The sequence below is a fragment of the Pseudomonas sp. FP1740 genome (assembly GCF_030687165.1).
Taxonomy (GTDB): Bacteria; Pseudomonadota; Gammaproteobacteria; order Pseudomonadales; family Pseudomonadaceae; genus Aquipseudomonas.
Map to the genome: position 1 here is coordinate 1958569 of NZ_CP117461.1, position 23356 is coordinate 1981924.

Genomic DNA, 23356 nt, shown 5'->3' on the forward strand with positions numbered 1-23356 from the left:
CTTTTAATGATCGTTCCCACGCGGAGCGTGGGAACGATCAACACAAGGGATCTGGTTACTTCCAGATATGGATCGGCCAGCCGGCTTTTTCGGCGTGTTCGAGCAACACTGGATCCGGATTCACCACATGCGGGAAATCCACCTTCAGCAGCAGCGGCAGATCGTTGCGTGAATCGGAATAGAAACTCGCGCCTTCAAGGTTTTCCTCTTCGGCATCCAGCCATTCCAGCAAGCGGGTGATCTTGCCTTCGCGGTAGGTCAGGGTGCCCACCGTGTTGCCGCTGTACACCCCGTGCGCCACTTCCAGTTCGATGCCGAGAATTTCGTCGATGCCCAGACGGTCGGCAATCGGCTTGACCAAATGCGTGCCCGAGGCCGAGATCACCAGAATCCGGTCGCCGGCCTTGCGGTGGGCGGCGATGGTTTTGGTGGCGTCGCTGAAGATAATCGGCTCAATGAAGTCTTCCACCCAGGGCGCTACCAAGTGCTCGAGCTCTTGCGGCGTGCGACCGATCAGCGGCTCCAGGCTGAAGGCCATGTAGTCCTCCATGGCCAGGTGGCCCCTGCCGTACGCATCCATCAATTCCTTGTCGCGACGCAGGAAGGATTCGCCATCGACCCAGCCGAGGCGGGCCATCTGTTCGCTCCATAGCGAGGCGCAGTCGCCGTGGATCAGGGTTTCGTCCAGATCAAAAATTGCCAGGGCCATCAGTACGGTTCTCTCTTCAACATCAGCAAGGTCATCAGGCTACCTCACACAGGGCTGTCGGATCGATGGAAAGTGCCAGGCGCTGACCATCGGGATGCAGATCGGACGCCGAGCGGTTCAGCACATCCACCACCAATTCCACCCCCCGGGCTTCGACCCGGTAGCGAATCACGTTGCCCAACAGGCTGTGGCTGCGCACCTGCGCGTCGAGTTCGCCGTTCAGGCTCAGCTCGATGGCCTCCGGGCGAATCGCGATGCGGTGGGTGATCGGCCGCTGCAACAATTTGCTGGCGCTGTCGGCGTCCAGCAGGTTGTAGTTGCCGATGAAGCCTGCGGCGAACACGTCGACGGGTGCGGTGTAGAGGGTTTCGGCATCGCCGCTCTGTACGATCTTTCCCTGATTCATCAGGAAAATTCGGTCAGACATGGTCAGGGCTTCTTCCTGATCGTGCGTGACGAAGATCGTGGTCAGGCCGAGTTCGCGCTGGATCTGACGGATCTGTTCACGCAAGTGCTTGCGAATCCGCGCATCCAGCGCCGACAACGGCTCATCCAGCAACAACAGCCGAGGCCGGGTCACCAACGAACGAGCGAGGGCGACACGCTGGCACTGGCCACCGGACAGCTGATGCGGGTAGCGGGCGGCGAAGTCATTGAGCTCTACCAGTCTCAGCACTTCGGCGACGCGTTTTTGGCTGTCGTCGGCGTTGACCTTCTGCATGCGTAAACCGAAGGCGACGTTCTGCTCCACGGTCATGTTCGGGAACAGTGCATAACTCTGGAACACCATGCCGATTCCGCGTTTCTGCGGGCTCAGTGGGACGAGGTCGTGACCTTCCAGCAGAATCTGGCCGCCGTCCACCGAGGTCAGGCCGGCGATGCAACGCAGCAGCGTGGACTTGCCGCAACCGGACGGGCCGAGCAGGGTGACGAATTCGCCTTTCCTGATTTCGCAGTTGATGTCGCTGAAGACGGTGGTGCCTGAGTAATCTTTCTGAAGATGTTGGACGCTTACATAGCTCATTCGCTTTTGTCCTTGTTCAAGATATTGGCCACCCAGGTCAGAACCAGCACAAAGAAGAAGTAGGAAATCACCAGCGCACTGGTGAAGTGGCCGCTGCTGTTGCGCATGTTGTTGAGGTAGACCTGCAGGGTTTCGTAGCGGGTGCCGACGAGGATATTGGCGAACACGAACTCACCGAACAGGAACGAGAAGGACAGCAGCAACGCCACCATCAGCCCCTTGCGCAGGTTCGGCAACACCACCAGGAAGGCTGCTTGCCAAGTGCTGGCGCCGAGCAGTTGCGCCGCGTCCATCAGGTCGCGCAGGTTGATCGCTTGCAGGTTGTTGGTGATCGCCCGGTACATGAACGGCAGTGCCACGGTGAAGTAGCAACCGATCAGAATCCACGGCGTACCCACCATCGCGAACGGCCCCGAACCGTAGAGCTGCAACAGCCCCACCGACGACACTACCGGCGGCACCGCGAAGGGCAGCAGGATCAGGATGTTCATCAGCGCGTCGAGTTTCGGGAAGTGGTAATGCACCACGAACAGCAGCGGCAGGATCAGCACCACCGACAGAATCAGCGAGCCGATACACACCAGCAGCGACTGGCCGAACGCGTCGAGAAAGCGCGGATCGCTCCATAGCTGGATGTACCACTTGAAGGTAAAGCCGCTGGGCATAATCGTCGCCGACCAACTGCTGGCGATCGAGTAGATCAGGGTTCCGAGCAGCGGCAACAACAGAATGGCAAACAGCAAATACACGATGACCCGGTGGTAGACACCGACGGGCCCCAGTTCAGCGCGAGACATGGTAGCTCCTCTTCAACAGCAGCTGATGCACGATGGTCACCAGGGTCATCAACGCCACCAGCACCACGGCCAAGGCGCTGGCGAGGTTCGGGTCGAGGGAAATGTCGCCGGACACCATCGCCGCGATACGGATCGGCAACACGTTGAAGTTGCCGGTGGTCAGCGCGTAGACCGTGGCGTAGGCGCCCAAGGCGTTGGCCAGCAGAATCACAAACGTGCCCAGCAGTGCTGGAGTCAGCACCGGCAAACCGATGTGCCGCCAGAATTGCCAGCCGTTGGCGCCGAGCAGCGCGGCAGACTCACGCCAGTCTTCGCGCAGGGCATCGAAGGCCGGGTAGAGCAACAGCACGCCCAGGGGGATCTGGAAGTAGGTGTAGAGAATGATCAGCCCGGTTTTCGAGTACAGGTTGAAATCCTGAATGATTCCGGCCTGTTTCAGCATGATGGTGAAGGTGCCGTTGAAGCCCAGCAAGATGATGAACGCGAAGGCCAGGGGCACACCGGCGAAGTTGCTGGTCATGTTGGCGAACGCATTCACGAAGTTGCGCAGTTTCGAGTCGACCCGGCGCAGGGAATAGGCGCCGAGCACGGCAATGACGATGCCGAATACGCTGGACCAGAAACTGATCTCGAGGCTGTATTGGATCGCCTGTAAATAGAACTTCGAATTGAAGATTTTGCTGAAGTTGGCCAGGCCCCAACCGAACTCTTCCGATTGCAGGCTGTTGATCATCACCCAGAGCAGCGGGGCGATCTCGAACACGAAGAAGAAAATCGCGAAGGGCACCAGGCACAAAGCGGCCAGCCATTTACCGCGGGTCATGGCATTCACTTGAGCAGCTCCCGGCACACAGGTTTGTCGTGGGGCACGCCCAGCAGTTCGCAGACGGTGCCGCACAGTTCGGTTTGTTTCGGTGCAGCGCCTTGGTTGAAGCTGAAGGCGTCGCCAAGGACGAACAGCGGCACTTCGCGTTCTTCAGGCAGCAGGCCGTTGTGCGAGCGGTCGTTGTTCATGCCGTGGTCGGCGGTCACCAGCACCTGATATCCGGCATCGAGCCAGCCTTGCAGGTAGTCGGCGAGGATGACGTCCGCCGAGCGGGCGCTGTTGCGGTATTGCGGGGTGTCGAGGCCGTGCTTGTGCCCGGCGTCGTCGATGTTCATGGGGTGGACCAACAGAAAGTTCGGCGCGTGGCGCAGGCGCAGGTTTTCCGCGTCGGCGAACAGGTGCGAATCCGGGTAGTGGTCGTTCCAGTAGAAGTGACCGTGCTGGATCGGCAGTTTCGGGTCGTCGGTGTGACGGTCCCGGGCAGCCACGAACGGTGAACGGTTATACAACTCGCTGACCCAGTGATAGGCCGCGGCGGCGGTTTTCAGGCCGGCGTCGCTGGCGTAATGGTAGATGCTGCGCTGGTTGGACAGGCGCGAGACGTTGTTGTGAACGATGCCGCTGTCGATCGGCGCAACGCCGGTCAGGATGCATTCGTAAAGCGGTCGGGACAGGGCCGGCAGTTCGCACTCCAGTTTGTAGAGCGCCGCGCGTCCTGCGCCAACGTAAGCCTGCAGATGCCCCATGGCGTGCCGCGCGACTTCGTAGTTGAGGCCGTCGAGCACGACAAGGATGACGTTGTGCTTCATGGGGGGTGGGACTCCGCAAAAAACAGATGATCAAGTACGCAACCAATCCCCTGTGGGAGCGGGCTTGTGGCGAGGGGGCTTGTCGGACCGCCGCATCGCCCCGTTGGAGTGCGCAGCGCTCGCAGATCCTGGGTTCGCTGCGCGGCCCAACGGGGGCGAGCCCCCTCGCCACACAAGCCCGCTTCCCCATTTGGATCTCCATCGGAGTTCCAAATGGGGATCTACAGGTTTACGGCATATTGATGATGACTTCTTCCTGCCACTTCTGCGGCAGCGACTTGGAGGTCTTTTCCCACGCGTCGGCGTCTTTGATCGGCGTGACCTTTTTGTACTGTTCGTTAGGCAGCAGCTTGGCCTTGACCTCTTCCGGCAGAGTCAAATGCTCGGCGCGAATTGGACGGGCGTTGCCTTTTGCCAGGTTGATCTGGCCAGCGTCGCTGAAGATGTATTCGCGGGCCAGTTTGGCGGCGTTCGGGTGCTTGGCGTATTTGTTGATGATGGTGGTGTAGCCGGAAATCACCGAGCCATCGGATGGAATCAGCACGGTGTAGTCATCCGGATTCGCCATCTTGGCCTTGTAGCTCAGGCCGTTGAAGTCCCAGACCACGCCGACTTCGATTTCACCCTTTTCCATGGTGGCGATCGTCGGGTTGGCCATGGACAGGCGGCCTTGCTTGGCGATGTCGGCGAACAGCAACAGGGCTGGCTGAATGTTTTTCTCGTCACCGCCATTGGCGAGGGCGGCGGCCAGTACGCCGTTGGCAGCCTGGGCTGCGGTGCTCACGTCACCGATGGAGACTTTGTACTTGCCGCTCTTGAGGTCGGCCCATTTGGTCGGTGCTTCGGAACCGTGCAGCAGCTTTTTATTGATGATGAACGCGATGGAGCCGGTGTAGGCCAGCGCCCAGTTACCGTCCTTGTCCTTGGCCCAATCCGGAACCTGTGCCCAAGTACTCGGCTTGTAAGGTTGCACCACGCCCTGCTTGACCGCGATCGGGCCGAAGGCGGCACCGACGTCTCCGATGTCGGCGGTGGCGTTGTCTTTTTCGGCGGCGAACTTGGCGATTTCCTGGGCCGAGCTCATGTCGGTGTCGATGTGTTTCAGGCCGTATTTCTTGGCCAGGTCTTCCCAGGTGCCTTTCCAGTTGGCCCAGTCATCGGGCATGCCGACGCTGTTGACGGCGCCTTCCGCTTTCGCAGCGGCTTCGAGTGTTTTCAGATCGGTATCCGCCGCCATGGCGGCAGTGCACAGGGCAATGGTCGAGCCTAACAGTGATGCCAGGAAAAACTGTTTCATCCGAAGCTCCTTTGGGCGTTTTCAACGCTGCGATTGCGGTTGTGTTGGTCTAGGTCAGCAATACCTGAGCCAATTTAGGCGTCCTGGATGACATTTTGATGTCGACGACCGGTCGGCCTGAATTTCCTGCGCTCGGATACGCGGGGTGCGAGATAAGCGTAGACCATGGCTAAAGGGCTGATATGAAAGGGACTTGGCCATGAAATTGCAGGTGTCTGAAGCAACCGTTCGGCGGCTTTGTCATCTGTCAGTCATCTGCAGTGCCTAGGCTTGCAGGCAATTGATGGAGCCCGGTTTCAATCGCGGTTCTGCCCTGAATCAGTGCTGGTCTAGTCCAGATAGGTAACGTTAATGCGCATCGAGACAACCAAAGCGGTGACAGCGATCGGGCAGGTTCTGCAAGAACAGCTCGACCACGGGCTGTTGGCGCCCGGGAGCAAGTTGCCGGCCGAGCGCAAGCTCAGTGAGTTGTTCGGTACCACGCGGATCACCGTGCGTGAGGCGTTGTTGCAGTTGGAGGCCCAGGGCCAGATTTATCGCGAGGAGCGTCGCGGCTGGTTCGTGTCGCCACCGCGACTGGCTTATAACCTGATGCAGCGCAGCCACTTTCACGCGATGGTCAGCGCCCAGGGGCGGGTGCCGTCCACCGAGGTGATTTCCGCGCGTTTGCAACCGGCGTCAGCGGCGGTGTGTGCCTGGCTGCAGCTGCCAGCGCTGTCGAGCGTGATCCAGATCTGCCGCTCGCGACGGATTGACGGGCGATTGGTGCTGTATGTGGAGCACTACCTGAACCCGCAGTATTTTCCGGGGATCCTGGACTTCGATCTGAATCAGTCGATGACCGAACTGTATGCGCGGCATTACGACTTGCACTACGGGCGGGTGCGCTTCGAGATCGTACCGACCGCGCTGTCGGTGGACGCCGCGGCGGCTTTACGGGTGTCGGTGGGCAGCCCGGGGTTGCGGATTGCCCGGGTCAACTACGATCAGCATCAGCGGCTGATCGATTGTGACCTGGAGTTTTGGCGCCATGATGCGATTCATGTCGGGGTGGATGTGGTCTGAACCTGCACACACGATATTTCTCACCTACGCAGATTGTTCGCCACCAGGTGTGATCACCTGAATGCTCATGCGCGGTGTCGCCAGATCCAATCCGGCCTCATCCAGGTGCCGCTTGAGCGACAGGTTGAACGCCCGGGACACTTCCCACTGCTTGATCGGCGCGGTCTTGAAGCGCGCGCGAAGAATCGCATTGCCTGACTCGAAACTCTCTACACCCTGAATCTCCAGCGGCGACCAGATGTTGCGCCGTTGCAGCGGGTCGGTGCGCATTTTCTGGCCGACGTCGCGCATCAGCTTGATCGCCTCGTCGATGTCCATGTTTGAGGGCACCGCCACCCGGAAAATCGCGTAGCCGAACTCTCGGGAGTAGTTCTTGATGCTTTTGATTTCACTGAACGGAATGGTGTGGACGATGCCATCGATGTCCCGCAGGCGCACGGTGCGAATGGTCAGGCCTTCGACGGTGCCCAGGTGACCGCCGACGTCCACGTAGTCGTCGATGGCCAGGGAGTCTTCGATGATGATGAACAGCCCGGTGATCAAGTCGGCCACCAGCGATTGCGCGCCGAAGCCGATGGCCAGGCCGATGACACCGGCGCCGGCCAGTAGCGGCGTGACGTTCATGCCCATGTTCGCCAGAGCGACGATCAGCGCAATGATGAAAATCGCCACGAACAGCACGTTGCGGATCAGCGGCATCATCGTCTGTGCCCGGGCATTGGCCAGGCCTTTGCGTGAGCGGGTAAGGGCGTGATGCACGGCGGTGTCGCTGAGGATCCATATCAGCCAGGCAAAAATCAGCGTGCCACCGAGGCTGAACAGCTTGACGCTGACTTCATGCCCTTCGCCTTCGGTGAAGCGAATCAGCGACATGCCCCAGACCCGCAGGCCGAGTTCGATGAACGCCAGCCATACCAGCAGATGGGCGAGGGTGTAGAAGAAGCTTTTCAGGCGATCCGAATACAGCGCATGGCGCTTGGGGCCGCGTTGAGGCTTGAGTGAGTGACGGCGCACCAGCCCGTTGATGACCATGCACAACACCAGCAGCACGGTGCAGATCAGCGACTGACGCAACGCGGTGCTGGTGTCGCCGGCAGAGACGAAGGTGGCGAACAGCGAGATGCCCACCAGCACCAGCGCCGGCAGATACCAGAACGTCCCGAGGATTTCGATCGTGTCGCTCAAAGCGCGGCGGGTCAGACGCCGGGATAACGGTTGGTTGCGGATCAAGTGTGCGATAGGCCGCCGGAAACGCAGAATGAAAAGCCCGGTGAAGATCGCCGCCAGTACATTGGCGAACGTCGCCGCCGTATGGGCCAGATGCTCACCGAGGCTGGCGATCAGGCGCGGGTCGTTCAGGGCTTCACCGAAGGCGGCGAAACTGCCGATCAGCCACAACGGGCGGAAGGCCTGATGCCGCAGGATGTACAGGGCGCGATGACGATGCGGGCCATCGAGCAGGGAAAACGCGATGACGCAGATCGCCGAGAAACAGGTACCGACCACCAGCGCATAAGCCAGCACCATGGCCAGGCTTTTGCCCAATGACGAGGGCAGGGCGTAGGTCATGTATACCGTCATGACCAGGGCGATCATCCACGGCCCGAGTTTGCGCAAGGCAAAGCGCAGCATGTCCAGGGCCTTGGGGTGTTGCGGCAGTTCTTCGGTGAGACCGAAGCGCATGCGCACCCGGTGGCCGAGCCAGATCAGGGCGGCCGCCAGCAGGCTCCAGACCATCAGGATCATGGCGAAGGCAAAGATGATTGGCAGCCATTCATTGGCCGGCAGCATGAGTGCCACCAGTTCATCCTTGGCCAGGTTGACTTCTTCGGACCAGCGAGTGAGGGGGCTGTCGGCGCCGGAAAATTGCTTTTCGAAACTGGCCAGGGTGCCGCCGATCAGGCCCAGCACGCCTTCTTCTGTGGTGGGTTGGGCTTTTTTGCTGACGTCGCGCAGCTTTTTCAGGTCCGCCAGCAGTTTGGTCCGCTGCTGATCGTTTTCCAGCGACTTGATGACTTCGTCCAGCGACTGTCCCAGTGGAGCTTGCGCTTCGGGCTGGGTTTTCGCCGAGCCGCTGAGCAGCCCCGGCAAGCCGGCCGCCTGGGCAGGCGTCAGCGGCAGCAGCGTTATCAGGCAGACAAGGAACAAATAGGGCAGGGCAAAAAGACGAGCGAACACTAGGCGGTCAACCTCGGATGAGCGAATCGGCCGAGTGTACGAGCCCGTCAAAATCAATGCGAGCCGGGCGTAAGGATTTATTCGTTGAGTTTGGCGAGGATCTTGTAGATCACGGTGGCGAGGATCATCAGCATGCCGACCCACATCGCGAACACACCGGCGTTCTTGTCGCGAAAGTTGAAACCGATGGCCAGCATGATCATCCCGGAAAGAATCGGGATCAGCATGGCGTGAAACGAAGACATCGAGATCATGGTGACAGCCTTGTCGGAGGGGTTACTGCAAGTCTAGGCGGCTTTCGGGCGGGCGTTGGTGATGTGTGGCAGGAATGGATCGCAAGATCATTGTGGCGAGGGAGCTTGCTCCTTCGCCACAAAAGTTGCCTTTTAATCACAAGGGTTATGGCAATTCGCGGCAGGCGTAAAACGCGCTCAGCACTTTGACCAGGTGTGCCAGGTCATGGCTACCGCACAACTCGCGGATCGAGTGCATGGCGAACGTCGGCAGGCCGATGTCCACGGTGCGCACGCCCAGGTGGCTGGCGGTGATCGGGCCGATGGTCGAGCCGCAGCCCATGTCGCTGCGCACCACGAAGCTTTGCACCGGTACTTCTTCGGCCATGCACAAATGACGGAAGAACCCGGCGGTTTCGCTGTTGGTGGCGTAGCGCTGGTTGCTGTTGACCTTGATTACCGGGCCGGCGTTGAGTTTCGGGCCGTGGTTGGCGTCGTGCTTGTCGGCGTAGTTCGGGTGTACGCCGTGGGCGTTGTCGGCCGAGACCAGCAGGGATTTCTGAATGGTCCGTACGAACTCATCCCCTTCGGGCAACAGGCGACGCAGGGTTTGCTCAAGCATCGGACCGTCGGCGCCACAGGCCGAGCAGGAACCGACTTCTTCGTGATCGTTGCAGACCAGCACGCAGGTTTCGTCGGTTTCGGTCGTCAGCAATGCTTGCAGGCCGGCGTAGCACGACAACAGGTTGTCCAGGCGAGCGCCCGCGATGAAATCGCCATGCAGGCCAATGACCGCAGCGCTTTGGGTGTCGTAGAAGCTCAGCTCGTAATCGAGCACCACGTCGGCATTCAGGCCATGTTCGCGGGCCAGCTGATCGGTGAGCACGGCGCGGAAGTCCACGCGCTCGTCACCGGCGAATTGCGCGAGAATCGGCGGCAGTTCGGTCTGGGCATTGATCGCCCAGCCCATGTTGGCTTCACGGTTGAGGTGAATCGCCAGGTTCGGAATGATTGCAACGGGGGCCTTGAAGTCGATCAACTGGCTCTCGACCTTGCCGTCGCGGCGGAAGGTCACGCGGCCGGCCAACGACAGATCGCGGTCGAACCATGGCGCCAACAGTGCACCGCCGTAGACTTCGACGCCCAATTGCCAGAAGCCCTGGCGTTGCAGTTCCGGCTGGGGTTTGACCCGCAGGCACGGGCTGTCGGTGTGCGCGCCGACCAGGCGAATGCCGCCGTGCAGGGGCGAATGACGGCCCATTTTGAAGGCGACGATCGAAGAGTCGTTACGGGTGACGTAGTAACGGCCATTGGCTTCGGTGGTCCAGGGCTCGCGCTCGTCGAGGCGCACAAAACCGGCCGCTTCCAGGCGCTGGACAAGGCTTGCGGTGGCATGGAACGGGGTAGGGGAGGCCTTGAGGAAGTCGATCAGGCCTTGGTTCAACTCTTCGCGCATAAGAAGCTCCAGACAGCAGTGGCGCCAGTTTAACGTATTGAAAGCGCAAAGTGCGGCGGTGAAGGACTGCTGTTGTGGCGAGAGGGCTTGCCCCCCGTTCGGCTGCGAAGCAGCCGCAAATCCTGCTTGCGCGGTGTGCCCGACAAACTACGGTCACTGGGTTTGGGAGCGCTTCGCACTCCAACGGGGGCAAGCCCCCTCGCCACAACAGCTCCCTCGACACCGAAGCCTGGGCACCACCGTTAGAACGGTGCCGGGCACTCGAAGCGCAGGCGTTCGCCGCTTTGCGGATGAGTGAAGCTCAGCATGCTCGCGTGCAGGCACAGGCGTGGCCAGGCAGCCAGGGCTTGCGGATGGGCGTAGAGCCCGTCACCCAGCAGCGGGTGGCCGATGGAGAGCATGTGCACGCGCAACTGGTGAGAACGGCCGGTGATTGGCGTCAGCTCGACGCGGCACCAGTCGCCACAACGCTCCAGTACACGCCAGAAGGTCAGGGCGTGCTTGCCGAATTCGTGGTCCACCACATGCCGTGGCTTGGTCGGCGGATCGTAGCGCAGGGGCAAGTCGATGCTGCCACTGTCCAGTTCCGGTTGTCCCCAGCACAGGGCGGTGTAGGCCTTTTCGGTTTCGCGGTCGTGAAATTGCCGAGACAGCTCGCGATGAGTGTCCGGATCACGGGCCAGCAGAATGATGCCGGAGGTTTCCCAGTCCAGCCGATGGACAATTCGCGCTTCCGGGTAGCCGTTTTCTTGCAGGCGCGTAATCAGGCAGTCCTTGTTGTCATCGGCCCGTCCGGGGACGGAGAGCAACAGGGTCGGTTTATCCACCACCAGTACGGCGGCGTCCTGATAGATGATGCGGATGTTGGACAACGGCATTAAAACAGCCTCGTAACAAACGCCAACGGCGACTCAGGCCCCCTCCAGTCATGGAAGGGCCCTGAGCCGCCGTGGCTCCCGCCGGATCGACTCAGCGATCGGGCAGGGTGATATTGAGTTCCAGAATCGAGCAGCTGCCCTGGTTTTCCAGAGCGACGTGCACGTCATCGGACCCTATATTGACGTACTTGCGGATCACTTCCACCAGTTCCTTCTGCAAGGCTGGCAAGTAGTCCGGCGTACTGCGTTGGCCGCGTTCATGCGCCACGATGATCTGTAGACGCTCTTTCGCTACCGAGGCGGTACTGGGCTTTTTGTTGGCACGAAAGAAGTCAAAAAGGTTCATTACCTACCTCCAAAAAGTCGCTCGAAGAATCCCTTCTTCTCGACATCGAGGAAACGATGGTCCACGGTCTTGCCCAACAGACGATCGACGGCATCGCTGTACGCCTGGCCGGCGTCGCTCTGGTCGTCGAGAATCACCGGCACGCCCTGGTTGGAGGCCTTGAGGACGGCTTGCGATTCCGGAATCACGCCCAGCAGGGTCACCGCGAGGATTTCCTTGACGTCTTCGACGCCGAGCATTTCGCCGTTGACGACGCGCGTAGGGTTGTAACGGGTCAGCAGCAGGTGTTCCTTGATCGGGTCTTCGCCGTTTTCGGCGCGACGGGACTTGCTGGCCAACAGGCCCAGCATGCGGTCCGAGTCACGTACGGAGGAGACTTCCGGGTTGGTCACGACGATCGCTTCGTCAGCGAAGTACATGGCCAGGTGGGCACCTTTCTCGATACCGGCCGGGGAGTCGCAGACCACGAATTCGAAGTCTTCTTTCAACTGCATCAGGACTTTTTCTACGCCTTCCTGGGTCAGCGCGTCTTTGTCGCGGGTCTGACTGGCGGCCAGCACGTAGAGGTTTTCCAGGCGCTTGTCTTTGATCAGGGCCTGTTGCAGGTTGGCTTCGCCGTTCACCACGTTGACGAAGTCATACACCACGCGGCGCTCGCAACCCATGATCAGGTCGAGGTTACGCAAGCCGACGTCGAAGTCGACGATAACTGTTTTGTGACCACGCAGAGCGAGGCCGGTACCGATAGCGGCGCTGGTGGTGGTCTTACCCACACCACCCTTGCCGGATGTAACCACGAGAATCTTGGCCAAGGTGTTTTACCCCTAAGGAAAAAGGACGTTTAGCCCCTGAAAAACATCTCTTGAAAAACTACTGCAGTCGGACAGCCTTGGCTGGAATCCGGTTTTGAGCGGTATCTACCCCCGGTAAACACTGCTTTTAGCCTTTTTCCTACTTCGTTTGAGCCGTTTTCGCTACGTTTTAGAGATGCTTGGAAAATGCGGCAGTATCCGTTAAAGCCGAATGATGTTCAACACGTCACCCGACAGGCTGACTTGTACTCCGGCGCCCCACAATGGATCGCGGCGCAGGTCCTCGGAAACCTTGTAGTGACCGGCGATGGAGACCAGTTCAGCGGTCATTTGCTGACAGAAAATCCTGGCTTTCGTATCACCTTTGACGCCGGCCAGCACACGGCCGCGCATCGCGCCGTATACATGGATGTTCCCGTCGGCGAGAAGTTCCGCCCCCGGGCTGACCGACGAAATCACCACCAGATCGCTGCCCTGGGCATAAATCTGCTGGCCACCCCGTACTGGCGACGTGATGATTTTTGTCGGTTTGATGGTCGGCTCCGGTGGTTTTTCCGGTTTTTTCGCTACGACGCCTTCGAGCGGGTCGAGCGGGCGTTCCCGCGCGCCGGACGGCGGCAGCACTGGCAGATCGACCGCAATGGCCGCTGCGATGTCTTCGATGCGACTGGCACGGATCGCCAGGGTGCGCAGGCCATGCTGGCGGCAGATGCGCATCAATCCCGGCAGGTCGACCGAGCCTTCGCTGGCCGGGAGTTTGTCCAGGGCCAGTACCAGCGGCGCATTACTGAAGAAGTTGGGCGCCTGGGCGACCTTGGCGGCCAGTTGCCGATCAAGGTTCTCGAGGTCGTTACGGGCCAGTTCCAGCACCGTAATGGCCAGCATGCTGCCCTTCAACTGGAACACGGGATCTTGGTCTAGCGGTTCGGTTTGGCTCATGGTCGGCATACAACGGCTTGTCACTAAAAGTGCCGAGACTTATAACGAGAACGCCCGCAGGCCGCAAGCCGGGTCGAACGATGTAGAATGCGCGGCCATTAACTTTCCGGAACCTTTAATGGAACGCCCGCGATTTCGAACAGCATTTCTTTCTCCGCGTTTCTGGCCGCTGTGGTGTGGCCTGGGGCTGTTGTGGCTGATTGTGCAGTTGCCGTATCCGGCGTTACTGGCGATCGGTCGCGCCCTGGGCGCATTGATGTACCGAGTGGCCGGCGACCGACGGCGCATTGCCAAGCGCAATCTTGAGCTGTGTTTCCCTGAAAAATCCGCTGCCGAGCGCGAACGCCTGCTCAAGGAAAACTTCGCGTCCACCGGCATCGCCTTCTTCGAGATGGCCATGAGCTGGTGGTGGTCGCGCAAGCGTCTGGCGAAACTGGCCCATGTCGAAGGCCTGGAGCATTTGAAACAGGCTCAGGCGCAAGGCAAGGGCGTGATTCTGATGGCTGTGCACTTCACCACGCTGGAGATCGGTGCAGCGTTGCTCGGTCAGCAACACACCATTGATGGCATGTATCGCGAACACAAGAATCCGCTGTTCGACTTCATCCAGCGCCAAGGCCGCGAGCGGCATAACCTCGACTCGCTGGCGGTGGAGCGCGACGACGTGCGTGGCATGCTCAAACTGCTGCGCGCAGGGAGAGCGATCTGGTACGCACCGGATCAGGACTACGGCGCCAAGCAAAGTATCTTCGTGCCGCTGTTCGGGATTCAGGCGGCAACTGTCACCGCCACCAGCAAATTCGCACGCTTGGGCAAGGCGCAGGTGGTGCCGTTCACCCAGGAGCGCCTGGCTGACGGCAGCGGTTATCGACTGGTGATTCATGCCCCGCTCGAAGGCTTTCCCGGCGAGACGGAAGAGGCCGATTGCATTCGGATCAACCAATGGGTGGAAGGTGCGTTGCGCGAATGTCCGGAGCAATATCTCTGGGCGCATCGCCGCTTCAAGAGCCGCCCACCGGGCGAGCCGAAACTGTACGCCAAACGCGGTTGAGTCACCGATCCCTTTAAGCACCATGGAGTGTTGCAATGAGTCCTGCTGAACCGGTTACAGGGTTGATTCTTTCCGGCGGTGGGGCTCGCGCGGCCTATCAAGTGGGCGTGCTGGCGGCGATTGCCGAGCTGCTGCCGATGGGGGCGGCGAATCCGTTTCCGGTGATCGTCGGCACCTCGGCCGGTGCGATCAATGCGGTCAGCCTGGCCAGTGGGGCGATGGATTTTCGTGGCGCGATTGAGCGTCTGACAGCCTTCTGGCAAGGTTTTCGCAGCCATCTGGTATTACGCAGCGATTGGCCGGGGGTGATTCATCAGGCCACCCGTTTTGTCAGTCACAACCTGATGGGCATTGGCTCGCCGGTGCCGGTGGCCCTGCTTAACAGTTCGCCGCTGCGCCGCTTGCTCAATCACAAACTCCACATGCCCGGGATCGCCGAAGCGATTGCGCAAAAGCAATTGCGGGCCGTAGCGGTTACAGCGTTCGGCTACGAGTCCGGCCAGGCCGTCACGTTTTATCAGGGCGGCGGCACCATCGAATCCTGGTTGCGCCATCGGCGAGTCGGCGTGCCGACCCAACTGACTGTCGACCATCTGCTCGCCAGTTCCGCGATTCCATTGCTATTCGCACCGGTAAAAATCGGCGAAGAATATTTCGGCGATGGCGCGGTGCGTCAATCAGCACCGATCAGCCCGGCCCTGCATCTGGGCGCCAGTCGCGTGCTGGTGGTGGGCGTCAGCGGCAACCCGCGCGGTATCGATCCGCAACAGCCGCTGCAACGTGCCTACACCGGTCAGCAGCCGACCCTGGCGCAAGTCGGTGGGCACCTGCTCAACAGTACGTTCATTGACAGCCTGGAAAGTGACATCGAGTTGTTGCAGCGTCTGAACCAGTTCAGCCATCTGCTGCCCGACGGCATCTCGAGTCGTGCATTGGGGGCGGCGCCGGTGGATGTGTTGGTGATTTCACCGAGTCAGCCGATCGATGAAATTGCCGCGCGGCATCGCCAGGAACTGCCGGCAGCCTTGCGCCTGTTTTTGCGCGGGCCGGGGGCGACCAAGACCAGCGGGGCCGGGGTGCTGAGTTATCTGCTGTTCGAGGCGGGGTATTGCAGCGAATTGATTGACCTGGGGCGGCGCGATGCGTTGGCCAAGCGCGATGACCTGTGCCGGTTTCTGGGGTTGGTGGAGCCTGCGGTTCCGGCTTGAGGTTTGTGGTGTGGCAATCGCGGGCAAGCCTTGCCCGCGAAGCTTTTACGATCAGAAGTGGAACTTCACCAGCAAGCTCGTGTTGCTCTGATCGGTCTTGAAGTACTGGCTGTCCCTGATCCCGTACTTGTCCGACCAATAGTCGTACTCGACACCCACATACAACTGCTTCTCGCCAATGTTCAGCGCTTTGCCCAAGTCGTATTTGATCTGCGGGTTGAAGTGCAGGTTGGCGTGGTAGGTGCCTTTGCTGTTCTGGTCGTTGTCGACCACCCAGTCCATGAAGCCATCGATCAGGATGTTCGAATCGCCCACCGGAATGGTGTAGGACCAGACCGGGGTGATCTGCCAGACGTTGTCACCCGGGCGGCTGCCTTCGGTGTGACGCTGGTAGAAGTTCAGCTGGAAGTAGTCGAAGCCAGGAATCGCCAGGTCGAAACCAGGACCGATCAGGTAAGACTCGGTATCGCCTTCACCGAACTCGTACGTCATGGCCAGCAGCACGTCCTTGACCGGACCGAACTCCAGTTTCTGGTCGAAGATCTTGCCAAACGACAAGCGTGGGCTGATTTCGCCGTAGTAGGTGTTCGAACCGACGCCGGGGTCGTCCTTGCCGTTGTAGAAAATCTTGTCGACGAACACGAAGTTGTCGCCGTATTTCCATGCATCGGCGTGCTCGAAAGTGACGGTTTGCTGAATGCGCGGGTTGACCTGGAAGTCCTTGCCATAGAGGTAGGTCAGGCTGTTGTTCTGCCATTGCAGCAAGTCGCCGGCCATGGCCTGGCCCCCGGCCAGCAAGGATCCCGCGAGCATCAGGCTGGTGCACGTACGTTTCATTCGGTTGCTCCCAAAAAGTAGGTGGTTCCACGTTATTTTTCTAAGGTCGGCGCTCTGGTGTGGCGCCTTTTCTTGCTGCTGTAAAAAATCATCCATTCGGTCAGCTTTGGTGCTGTTAGCAAGAGCTGAGCCAAGGCTTTCAAAAAGCCAAAAAATGCCCGTTCGGCTGTTCTAAAACAGTCGATTGAGCGTCTTTTCGGGAAGCCTTGGTACTGTCCAGAGTCGGGGTAAGTTGGCTTTCTGGTCAGGAATTAAATCCGCGCTTTTTTTTAGACCGGATTCGGGCGGCCGCGGAGAATACTGACTCCTTGGCCAGGTCTCAAGTGCCCCGCAACAGAGCACCGGCGACAGATGTGGGGCATTGCTGAACGGCAGACTTGTCTGGGTACGAATCATCTGTTGCTCCCTCTTGTTTTTATTGTTTGAGGTGCAGGCAGCCACCCCTGTGGGAACTCGCCACAGGGTGTGTGCTTTGTACTGTGTCAGTGCGTGTGGGCGTGGCAGTCGTTGACGGCTGCGCGTTCGTGACCGCCGAGGATGTTGAACAACAGGTTCAATGCCAGGGCGCTAAGCGTGGCCATGGCGATGCCGCTGTGGGTGATCGGGCTCATCCACATCGGCAGATGGGCGAAGAATTCCGGACGCACCACCGGGATCAGCCCCATGCCGATGCTCACCGCCACCAGCAACTGGTTGCGCCGGTCACCGATGTCGGCTTCTTGAAGAATCTTGATCCCGGTGGCGGCGACCATGCCGAACATCGCGATTGCCGCACCGCCCAAGACCGCCGGCGGAATCGACGCCACCAGGAACGCGGCTTTCGGCAGCAGGCTCAGCACGATCAGTAAGCCACCGGCGACGATGGTCACCGAGCGGCAACGTACGCCGGTCATTTGTACCAGGCCGATGTTCTGAGCGAATGAGGAGTGGGTGAAGGTGTTGAAGAAGCCGGCGAAAAACGAAGCACCGGCATCGCACAGCAAGCCACGACGCAGCATCCGCGGCGTGACGTCCTGGCCGGTGATTTTGCCCAGCGCGAGGAACATCCCGGTGGACTCGACGAAGATGATCACCACCACCAGGCACATCGACAGAATCGGTGCGAGCTCGAATTTCGGCATGCCGAAATGCAGCGGGGTGACGATTTGCAGCCACGGCGCCTGGTCCATGCCGCTGAGGTCGACCATGCCGATCACGCCGCAAATCGCGTAACCCAGGCACATGCCGATCAGCACCGAGATGTTGACCCAGAATCCGCGCATGAAGCGGTGGACCAGTAGAATGGTGGCCAACACCAGTGCAGCAATGGCCAGGTAGACAGGTGAACCGAATTGAGCCGCGCCAGCGCCGCCACCGGCCCAGTTCACGGCTACAGGGAACAGCGATAAACCGATCGAGGTGATGACAGTGCCGGTCACCAGCGGCGGGAAGAAGCGCACGACCTTGGACATGAACGGTGCGATGAGCATGCCGAAGAAACCGGCGGCAATGGTCGCGCCGAAGATCCCTTGCAGGCCGATGCCGGGCATCCCGGCCATGGCCACCATGCTGCCGACCGCGGCGAAACTGGCGCCCATCATCACCGGCATGCGAATGCCCATCGGGCCGATGCCCAGCGACTGGACGATGGTGGCGATGCCGGCCACCAGCAGGTCGGCGTTGATCAGGAAGGCGATTTCTTCACGGTTCAGGCCGGCGGCCTGCCCGATGATCAGCGGCACTGCAATGGCGCCGCCGTACATCAGCAGAACGTGTTGCAGACCGACCAGAATCAGTTGCACAAGGGGTAAACGGGCAATGGCGGGTGCGTCGGGGATGCGCGCTTCGGATAGCTCGGACATGCAACACCTCGGATCTTTTTTATTCTTGTGATTTTTGTATCAGGGGGACCTGTGGCGAGGGAGCTTGCTGTGGCGAGGGGGCTTGCCCCCGTTGGGCTGCAAAGCAGCCCCAATCCCAGCAATCGCGTTCTATCTAGAGGACCGCATCCGCCGGTTTTACGACCGCTTCGCGGTCGAACGGGGGCAAGCCCCCTCGCCACACAAGCCCTGTCTCCATCAAGTTTTTACTTACTTGGTCGGCGCTCCCTGAACAATCCACGCGCCGATCAGGTCACGTTCCTGCTGGGTCATCTGGGTGATGTTGCCCAGTGGCATGATCTGGCTGGTGACCGCTTGAGCCTGGATGCGAGCGGCGTTTTGGCGGATCTGTTCTGGCGTGTCGAACATCACGCCGGCCGGTGCGGCACTGAACAGCGGGCTGGTGGGCTTGGCCGAGTGACAGACCGCGCAACGTTCCTGAATCACGCTGTGAACCTTGTCGAACGTCGGGCCCTGATTCGAGGCTTGGGCCGGTGCAGCGGCAGGCGCATCAGGTTTCGCCGCTTCAGGTTTGGCACCACCGCCCAGGGCGGTTTCCGGCAGCGGCTGGTACTCGATGGTCCCAGGAGCCTTGGCCACTTCAGGCGCGCTGGACATCGGTGCCGGGCCGGTCACGTAGGCCAGGCAAATCATGCCGACCGCCGCAACGGGCAGGGTCCAGGCGAATTTGTGGCTGTCGTGACGGGTGTTGAAGTAGTGACGCACCAACACCGCCAGCACCGCGATCCCGGCCAGGATCAGCCAGTTGTACTGGCTGCCGTACGTGCTCGGGAAGTGGTTGCTGATCATGATGAACAGCACCGGCAAGGTGAAGTAGTTGTTGTGCCGCGAACGCAGCAAACCTTTGGCCGGCAGCGCCGGATCGGGCGTGCGGTTTTCGGCGATCGCCGCCACCAGGGCGCGCTGGGCCGGCATGATGATGCGGAACACGTTGCCGACCATGATAGTGCCGATGATCGCGCCGACGTGCAGGTACGCACCACGACCGCTGAACACTTTGCTGAAGCCGTAGGCGGCGCCGATGATCAGCACGAACAGAATAAAGCCGAGCAGGGCAGGGCGTTTTCCCAGGGCCGAGTCGCAGAGGAAGGAGTAGATGAACCAGCCGATGAACAACGAGCCGAGGCCGATGGCCACGCCTTCAGGGCCGCTCAGGGTGCTGCCCGGTGCCAGCAGGTACAACGTCGGGTTGGAGTAGAACACCACGCACAGCAGCGCGATTCCCGACAGCCAGGTGAAATAGGCTTCCCATTTGAACCAGTGCAGGTTGTCCGGCATGGTCGGTGGAGCCAGTTTGTATTTTTCCAGGTGGTAGATACCGCCGCCATGGATCGCCCACAAATCGCCCGCCAGCCCGTTTTTCGGGTTGACCCGATTGAGGTTGTTTTCCAGCCAGACGAAATAGAACGACGCGCCGATCCAGGCCACGCCAGTGATCATGTGAACCCAGCGCACGCTCAGGTTCAGCCATTCCAACAGATGTGCTTCCACAGTCTTTACCTCTCGCCTGTCACCCTTGTTGTCGAGTGATCAGACCTTCTCTTATTGGTGGGGGGCGAGGATCAAACACTCATCCTCTTGGAAAAAATGCTCATCGCAGTTATTGCCTGTGCCACTGCGATCAACCACCAGGAAGTCATCCCGCTTTTCGATCGTCAGCACCGGGTGGTGCCAGACGCCGCGATGGTAATTAATGCCCTGCCTGCCGTTGGTGACGAAGGCGCGGACCAAGCCTGATACAGGTGCATCGCCAAGTGGCGCGACCACGATCAGAAAGGGGTTGCCGAGCAGCGGAATGAACGCCTGACTGCCCAGCGGATGGCGCTCCAGCATGCGCACGGTCAGCGGCATGTCCTGCGCGTCGGCGCGGAAGATGCTGATGATCGCCTTGTCCTCTGGCGTGGCGGTTTCCACCGTCGCCAGTTTGTGGAAGCGCATGGTCGAACCGTTGTTGATCATGAAGTGATCGCTGCCGTCGGTTTCGATCACGTCACCGAAAGGGGCGAAGGCTTCTTTGGTCAGCGGTTCAATCGTCAATGTGCGCATGCTGGTCTTCTTATCCAAAATTCTGTGTTGATCGTTCCCACGCTCTGCGTGGGAACGCCGCCATGGACGCTCCGCGTCCACTGTGACGCGGAGCGTCACGGTATGCATTCCCACGCAGAGCGTGGGAACGATCGGGTGTCATTTAGCGACCTTGCCCAGTACGCGCAGGCGGCTCACACCACCATCCGGGAATACGTTCAGGCGGATGTGGGTGATCGGGCCCAGCGCCTTGATCTGCTCGGCGAAGGTGTGTTCGGCGTGCATTTCCAGCTTCTGGCTTGGCAGCAGTTCGCGCCAGAACAGCGATTGGGTTTCGATCTGGCTGTCGGTGCCGCCCTTCACGAATGCGCCCTGGATCGAGCAGCTGTCCGGGTAGTTGCCCTTGAAGTGCAGGGTGTCGACGATGACTTTCTCGACTTCACCCGCATGGCCCAGCGCGACGATCACCCAGTCATTGCCCGGGGTACGACGACGTGCGGTTTCCCAGCCATCGCCCATGTTGATGCCACGGCCCGGGTTGAGGATATTGCTCATGCGGCCGAAGTGTTCGTCGGAGCAGGCGAGGGCGCGACCGCCGTTCAGGGCAGCAGCCAGGTCGACTTGTTCGTTGTCGCCAACGGCCGACCAGTCGCGGAACGGAATGCCATACACGCGCAGACGGGCCACGCCACCATCCGGATAGATGTTGAAGCGCAGGTGGCTGAACGCCTGGTCGTTATTGATTTCGTGGTAGTGGTGGCTGTTGCCCTGCAGCTCGACGGCCGACAGCACTTCAGTCCACCGGGTGTTTTCGTCCGGCTCGCCCGAGGCCAGGAAGCAGGCTTCCAGGGAGGCCGATGGCGGGTAGTTGCCGGTGAAGAATGAAGTGTCGATGTCCACGCCTTTGATCGAACCCGGTACGCCCAGGCGGATCACCGCGCTGTCGTAGCCTTCGAAGCGCTTGCGGCGCGACTCCCAGCCGTCCATCCACTTGCCGTTGTCATCGAACACGCCCTCCTTCCACACGGCCGGGGTCGGCTGGAACAGACGGTTGGCGTCTGCGAACCAGTCATCGGTGACCGAGATGATTTTGGTGCCCAGACGGGCGTCGGCCAGGTTGACGAACTTCTCGAAAGGTACGGCGTAAGCTTTCATTCTTCTTGTCTGCCTTTAAATAAGTTGGCTTGGGATGCTTGCAGTGCCCTGGGTGCTGTTTGCGTTTGAAAACACTCGGGCAAAGCTCGCTATAGGGTCAGTAATCGGAACAACGCGATCTTGTTGATCTGCGCCAGCGCGCATTTGAATTCGGTGTCGACCGAATTGTGAATGCGCGTTTCGAACGCCGCGAGGATCTGATGCCGGTCGCTGCCTTTTACCGCCATGATGAAGGGAAACTTGAACTTGGCCTTGTAGGCGTCGTTCAGCTCGGTGAAGCGCTCAAACTCTTCGGCCGTGCATTGGTGAATACCGGCGCCAGCCTGTTCATTGGTGCTGGCTTCGGTCAGTTGGCCCTGGACGGCAGCTTTGCCGGCCAGGTCCGGGTGCGCGTTGATCAGGGCCAGTTGGCTGGCGTGATCGGCGCTTAACAGGATGTCGCTCATGCGCTGGTGCAGGGTTTCGATCTGGTCGATCGAAGCGTCCTGGCCCAGGTCGAAGGCCTTCTCGGCCACCCATGGCGAGTGTTCGTAGATGTCGGCGAAGGCGGCGACAAACGCGTCGCGGCTCAGGCTCGAGGGCTTCAGTGTCTGGAAGTGGCTCATTTGGCAGCCCCTTGGTACGGATGGGTTTGCTGCCAGTGGCGAGCGATGTCTACGCGGCGGCTGAACCACACCTGTTCATGACTTTTAGCGTATTCGATAAAGCGCTTGAGCGAGGCCAGGCGCGCCGGGCGGCCGATCAGCCGGCAGTGCAGGCCGATCGACAACATCTTCGGTGCCTCGGCGCCTTCGGCATACAGCACGTCGAAGGCGTCCTTCAGGTATTCGAAAAAGTCGTCGCCCTTGTTGAAGCCCTGGACCTGGGTGAAACGCATGTCGTTGGTGTCCAGGGTGTACGGGATCACCAGGTGCGGCTTGCCGGTCGGGTTGTTCGGTTCCCAGTAGGGCAGGTCGTCATCGTAGGTGTCGCAGTCGTAGAGGAAACCGCCTTCTTCCATCACCAGCCGGCGGGTGTTCGGGCCGGTGCGGCCGGTGTACCAGCCCAGCGGGCGCTCGCCGGTGATTTCGGTGAGGATGCGGATCGCTTCGAGCATGTGCTCGCGTTCCTGCGCTTCGTCCATGTACTGGTAGTCGATCCAGCGATAGCCGTGGCTGCAGATCTCGTGGCCGGCCTCGACCATCGCGCGGATCACGTCCGGGTGACGCTGGGCGGCCATGGCCACGGCGAAGATGGTCAGCGGGATGTCGAATTCCTTGAACAGTTTCAGAATCCGCCAGACGCCGGCACGGCTGCCATACTCGTAAAGGGATTCCATGCTCATGTTGCGCTCGCCTTGCAGCGGCTGCGCCGAGACCATTTCCGAGAGGAAGGCTTCGGACTCTTTATCGCCGTGAAGGATATTGCGCTCGCCACCTTCCTCGTAGTTGAGCACGAAGGACAGGGCGATGCGGGCATTGCCCGGCCAGTGTGGGTGAGGAGGGTTACTGCCGTAACCGATCAGGTCGCGTGGGTAGTCAGCGCTCACTGCAGTCTTCCTTCTTGTTCGTGTCGACTTGTTCAAAGTCAGGGTGTGTGTGGCGGCCTGGCGATGAGAGGGCAGGCTGGCGTCACAGCGATGGAGTGATTGTATACAACTTTATATTCACTTTGTAAGCCTGATTTTTTGCATTTTTCACTGACTGCTCTCATTGGAGGGTACTGCAAGAAACCTGCCTGACTGGTCAGCTAATGGATGGAAGGTCCATTGATTTTATGGTTTGGCGCAAGATTCGCCTGCAAACCATGAATGCCGTTGGTGGCAGTAAAAATGTCGTTTTTATTGTGTACA

The 23356-nt window shown here is 60.1% G+C and carries 23 protein-coding genes; 3 read left to right on the forward strand and 20 right to left on the reverse strand.

All coding sequences use genetic code 11. The annotated features are described in order from the left end of the window. Positions 1 to 55: 55 nt before the first annotated feature. The 6 genes from PSH69_RS08695 to PSH69_RS08720 form a co-directional block, all read right to left on the reverse strand. A complete protein-coding gene (locus PSH69_RS08695) occupies positions 56 to 709 on the reverse strand; it encodes an HAD family phosphatase (RefSeq protein ID WP_007936171.1) in 654 nt (217 codons plus the stop codon). A gap of 34 nt (positions 710 to 743) precedes the next feature. Beyond that, a complete protein-coding gene (locus tag PSH69_RS08700) occupies positions 744 to 1733 on the reverse strand; it encodes an ABC transporter ATP-binding protein (protein ID WP_007936172.1) in 990 nt (329 codons plus the stop codon). After that, on the reverse strand, positions 1730 to 2530 hold the full coding sequence (locus PSH69_RS08705) for an ABC transporter permease (RefSeq protein WP_018925174.1): 801 nt from the start codon (positions 2528 to 2530) through the stop codon (positions 1730 to 1732). Before PSH69_RS08705 ends, PSH69_RS08700 begins: the two co-directional genes overlap by 4 nt. Next, positions 2517 to 3353, reverse strand: a complete 837-nt coding sequence (locus PSH69_RS08710) for an ABC transporter permease subunit (RefSeq protein WP_167331172.1) — start codon at positions 3351 to 3353, stop codon at positions 2517 to 2519. Before PSH69_RS08710 ends, PSH69_RS08705 begins: the two co-directional genes overlap by 14 nt. A gap of 5 nt (positions 3354 to 3358) precedes the next feature. Then, positions 3359 to 4165 carry an alkaline phosphatase family protein gene (locus PSH69_RS08715; RefSeq protein ID WP_305411679.1) on the reverse strand — a complete coding sequence of 269 codons (807 nt, stop codon included), beginning with the start codon at positions 4163 to 4165 and terminating at the stop codon, positions 3359 to 3361. Between the two features lie 229 nt (positions 4166 to 4394). Next, positions 4395 to 5462 (reverse strand): ABC transporter substrate-binding protein, encoded by a 1068-nt coding sequence (locus tag PSH69_RS08720; protein WP_018925177.1) that lies wholly within the window; start codon positions 5460 to 5462, stop codon positions 4395 to 4397. Positions 5463 to 5813: 351 nt separating this feature from the next. Between PSH69_RS08720 and PSH69_RS08725 the strand changes: the two genes are divergently transcribed. Then, entirely contained in the window at positions 5814 to 6527 is a 714-nt protein-coding gene (locus PSH69_RS08725; protein WP_007940851.1) for a UTRA domain-containing protein, read from the forward strand. Positions 6528 to 6551: 24 nt separating this feature from the next. On the opposite strand, the gene PSH69_RS08730 is transcribed toward PSH69_RS08725, so the two are convergent. The 7 genes from PSH69_RS08730 to minC all read right to left on the reverse strand — a co-directional run bounded on the left by PSH69_RS08730 (position 6552) and on the right by minC (position 13369). Then, positions 6552 to 8705, reverse strand: a complete 2154-nt coding sequence (locus PSH69_RS08730) for a mechanosensitive ion channel family protein (RefSeq protein ID WP_305411680.1) — start codon at positions 8703 to 8705, stop codon at positions 6552 to 6554. A gap of 77 nt (positions 8706 to 8782) precedes the next feature. Next, positions 8783 to 8959 (reverse strand): hypothetical protein, encoded by a 177-nt coding sequence (locus tag PSH69_RS08735; protein WP_008005668.1) that lies wholly within the window; start codon positions 8957 to 8959, stop codon positions 8783 to 8785. A 145-nt stretch (positions 8960 to 9104) separates the two neighbouring features. Beyond that, positions 9105 to 10394 (reverse strand): M18 family aminopeptidase, encoded by a 1290-nt coding sequence (locus PSH69_RS08740; protein WP_018925179.1) that lies wholly within the window; start codon positions 10392 to 10394, stop codon positions 9105 to 9107. A gap of 242 nt (positions 10395 to 10636) precedes the next feature. Next, the gene (locus PSH69_RS08745; RefSeq protein ID WP_018925180.1) at positions 10637 to 11272 is read right to left on the reverse strand and encodes an RluA family pseudouridine synthase; all 636 of its coding nucleotides are present in this window, start codon (positions 11270 to 11272) and stop codon (positions 10637 to 10639) included. A 91-nt stretch (positions 11273 to 11363) separates the two neighbouring features. Further along, on the reverse strand, positions 11364 to 11618 hold the full coding sequence (minE, locus tag PSH69_RS08750) for a cell division topological specificity factor MinE (protein ID WP_007940845.1): 255 nt from the start codon (positions 11616 to 11618) through the stop codon (positions 11364 to 11366). Continuing rightward, positions 11618 to 12430, reverse strand: a complete 813-nt coding sequence (minD, locus tag PSH69_RS08755) for a septum site-determining protein MinD (protein WP_007940844.1) — start codon at positions 12428 to 12430, stop codon at positions 11618 to 11620. Before minD ends, minE begins: the two co-directional genes overlap by 1 nt. A gap of 201 nt (positions 12431 to 12631) precedes the next feature. Next, on the reverse strand, positions 12632 to 13369 hold the full coding sequence (gene minC, locus PSH69_RS08760; protein WP_026331736.1) for a septum site-determining protein MinC: 738 nt from the start codon (positions 13367 to 13369) through the stop codon (positions 12632 to 12634). 118 nt (positions 13370 to 13487) lie between these two features. Between minC and PSH69_RS08765 the strand changes: the two genes are divergently transcribed. Next, positions 13488 to 14420, forward strand: a complete 933-nt coding sequence (locus PSH69_RS08765) for a lipid A biosynthesis lauroyl acyltransferase (protein ID WP_305411682.1) — start codon at positions 13488 to 13490, stop codon at positions 14418 to 14420. A gap of 35 nt (positions 14421 to 14455) precedes the next feature. Beyond that, a complete protein-coding gene (locus PSH69_RS08770; RefSeq protein WP_305411683.1) occupies positions 14456 to 15628 on the forward strand; it encodes a patatin-like phospholipase family protein in 1173 nt (390 codons plus the stop codon). A 51-nt stretch (positions 15629 to 15679) separates the two neighbouring features. Here the strand turns inward: PSH69_RS08770 and PSH69_RS08775 are convergent, their stop codons facing one another. From PSH69_RS08775 to puuE, 7 genes are all read right to left on the reverse strand, one after another. Next, complete coding sequence (locus tag PSH69_RS08775) at positions 15680 to 16465, reverse strand: outer membrane protein OmpK (protein WP_019648211.1); 786 nt, start codon at positions 16463 to 16465, stop codon at positions 15680 to 15682. A 482-nt stretch (positions 16466 to 16947) separates the two neighbouring features. Further along, the gene (locus PSH69_RS08780) at positions 16948 to 18306 is read right to left on the reverse strand and encodes a nucleobase:cation symporter-2 family protein (protein ID WP_305411684.1); all 1359 of its coding nucleotides are present in this window, start codon (positions 18304 to 18306) and stop codon (positions 16948 to 16950) included. A 228-nt stretch (positions 18307 to 18534) separates the two neighbouring features. Then, positions 18535 to 19836 (reverse strand): urate hydroxylase PuuD, encoded by a 1302-nt coding sequence (locus tag PSH69_RS08785; protein ID WP_111454644.1) that lies wholly within the window; start codon positions 19834 to 19836, stop codon positions 18535 to 18537. A gap of 51 nt (positions 19837 to 19887) precedes the next feature. After that, the gene (locus PSH69_RS08790; protein WP_018925187.1) at positions 19888 to 20391 is read right to left on the reverse strand and encodes an ureidoglycolate lyase; all 504 of its coding nucleotides are present in this window, start codon (positions 20389 to 20391) and stop codon (positions 19888 to 19890) included. Between the two features lie 138 nt (positions 20392 to 20529). Further along, positions 20530 to 21525 carry an allantoicase gene (gene alc / locus PSH69_RS08795; protein WP_305411685.1) on the reverse strand — a complete coding sequence of 332 codons (996 nt, stop codon included), beginning with the start codon at positions 21523 to 21525 and terminating at the stop codon, positions 20530 to 20532. Positions 21526 to 21614: 89 nt separating this feature from the next. Next, entirely contained in the window at positions 21615 to 22130 is a 516-nt protein-coding gene (gene uraD / locus PSH69_RS08800) for a 2-oxo-4-hydroxy-4-carboxy-5-ureidoimidazoline decarboxylase (protein ID WP_305411686.1), read from the reverse strand. Continuing rightward, on the reverse strand, positions 22127 to 23053 hold the full coding sequence (gene puuE / locus PSH69_RS08805; protein ID WP_007940832.1) for an allantoinase PuuE: 927 nt from the start codon (positions 23051 to 23053) through the stop codon (positions 22127 to 22129). Before puuE ends, uraD begins: the two co-directional genes overlap by 4 nt. Positions 23054 to 23356 lie beyond the last annotated feature (303 nt).

Excerpts from the sequence above, each read along its gene's own strand:
- PSH69_RS08700 (WP_007936172.1), bottom strand. The coding sequence starts at position 1,733 with ATGAGCTATGTAAGCGTCCAACATCTTCAGAAAGATTACTCAGGCACC.
- PSH69_RS08695 (WP_007936171.1), bottom strand. The coding sequence starts at position 709 with ATGGCCCTGGCAATTTTTGATCTGGACGAAACCCTGATCCACGGCGAC.
- PSH69_RS08740 (WP_018925179.1), bottom strand. The coding sequence starts at position 10,394 with ATGCGCGAAGAGTTGAACCAAGGCCTGATCGACTTCCTCAAGGCCTCC.
- PSH69_RS08780 (WP_305411684.1), bottom strand. The coding sequence starts at position 18,306 with ATGTCCGAGCTATCCGAAGCGCGCATCCCCGACGCACCCGCCATTGCC.
- PSH69_RS08725 (WP_007940851.1), top strand. The coding sequence starts at position 5,814 with ATGCGCATCGAGACAACCAAAGCGGTGACAGCGATCGGGCAGGTTCTG.
- minC (WP_026331736.1), bottom strand. The coding sequence starts at position 13,369 with ATGAGCCAAACCGAACCGCTAGACCAAGATCCCGTGTTCCAGTTGAAG.
- PSH69_RS08715 (WP_305411679.1), bottom strand. The coding sequence starts at position 4,165 with ATGAAGCACAACGTCATCCTTGTCGTGCTCGACGGCCTCAACTACGAA.
- PSH69_RS08745 (WP_018925180.1), bottom strand. The coding sequence starts at position 11,272 with ATGCCGTTGTCCAACATCCGCATCATCTATCAGGACGCCGCCGTACTG.
- PSH69_RS08790 (WP_018925187.1), bottom strand. The coding sequence starts at position 20,391 with ATGCGCACATTGACGATTGAACCGCTGACCAAAGAAGCCTTCGCCCCT.
- alc (WP_305411685.1), bottom strand. The coding sequence starts at position 21,525 with ATGAAAGCTTACGCCGTACCTTTCGAGAAGTTCGTCAACCTGGCCGAC.
- PSH69_RS08770 (WP_305411683.1), top strand. The coding sequence starts at position 14,456 with ATGAGTCCTGCTGAACCGGTTACAGGGTTGATTCTTTCCGGCGGTGGG.
- PSH69_RS08765 (WP_305411682.1), top strand. The coding sequence starts at position 13,488 with ATGGAACGCCCGCGATTTCGAACAGCATTTCTTTCTCCGCGTTTCTGG.
- PSH69_RS08710 (WP_167331172.1), bottom strand. The coding sequence starts at position 3,353 with ATGACCCGCGGTAAATGGCTGGCCGCTTTGTGCCTGGTGCCCTTCGCG.
- PSH69_RS08720 (WP_018925177.1), bottom strand. The coding sequence starts at position 5,462 with ATGAAACAGTTTTTCCTGGCATCACTGTTAGGCTCGACCATTGCCCTG.
- minE (WP_007940845.1), bottom strand. The coding sequence starts at position 11,618 with ATGAACCTTTTTGACTTCTTTCGTGCCAACAAAAAGCCCAGTACCGCC.
- PSH69_RS08775 (WP_019648211.1), bottom strand. The coding sequence starts at position 16,465 with ATGAAACGTACGTGCACCAGCCTGATGCTCGCGGGATCCTTGCTGGCC.
- PSH69_RS08735 (WP_008005668.1), bottom strand. The coding sequence starts at position 8,959 with ATGATCTCGATGTCTTCGTTTCACGCCATGCTGATCCCGATTCTTTCC.
- PSH69_RS08705 (WP_018925174.1), bottom strand. The coding sequence starts at position 2,530 with ATGTCTCGCGCTGAACTGGGGCCCGTCGGTGTCTACCACCGGGTCATC.
- uraD (WP_305411686.1), bottom strand. The coding sequence starts at position 22,130 with ATGAGCCACTTCCAGACACTGAAGCCCTCGAGCCTGAGCCGCGACGCG.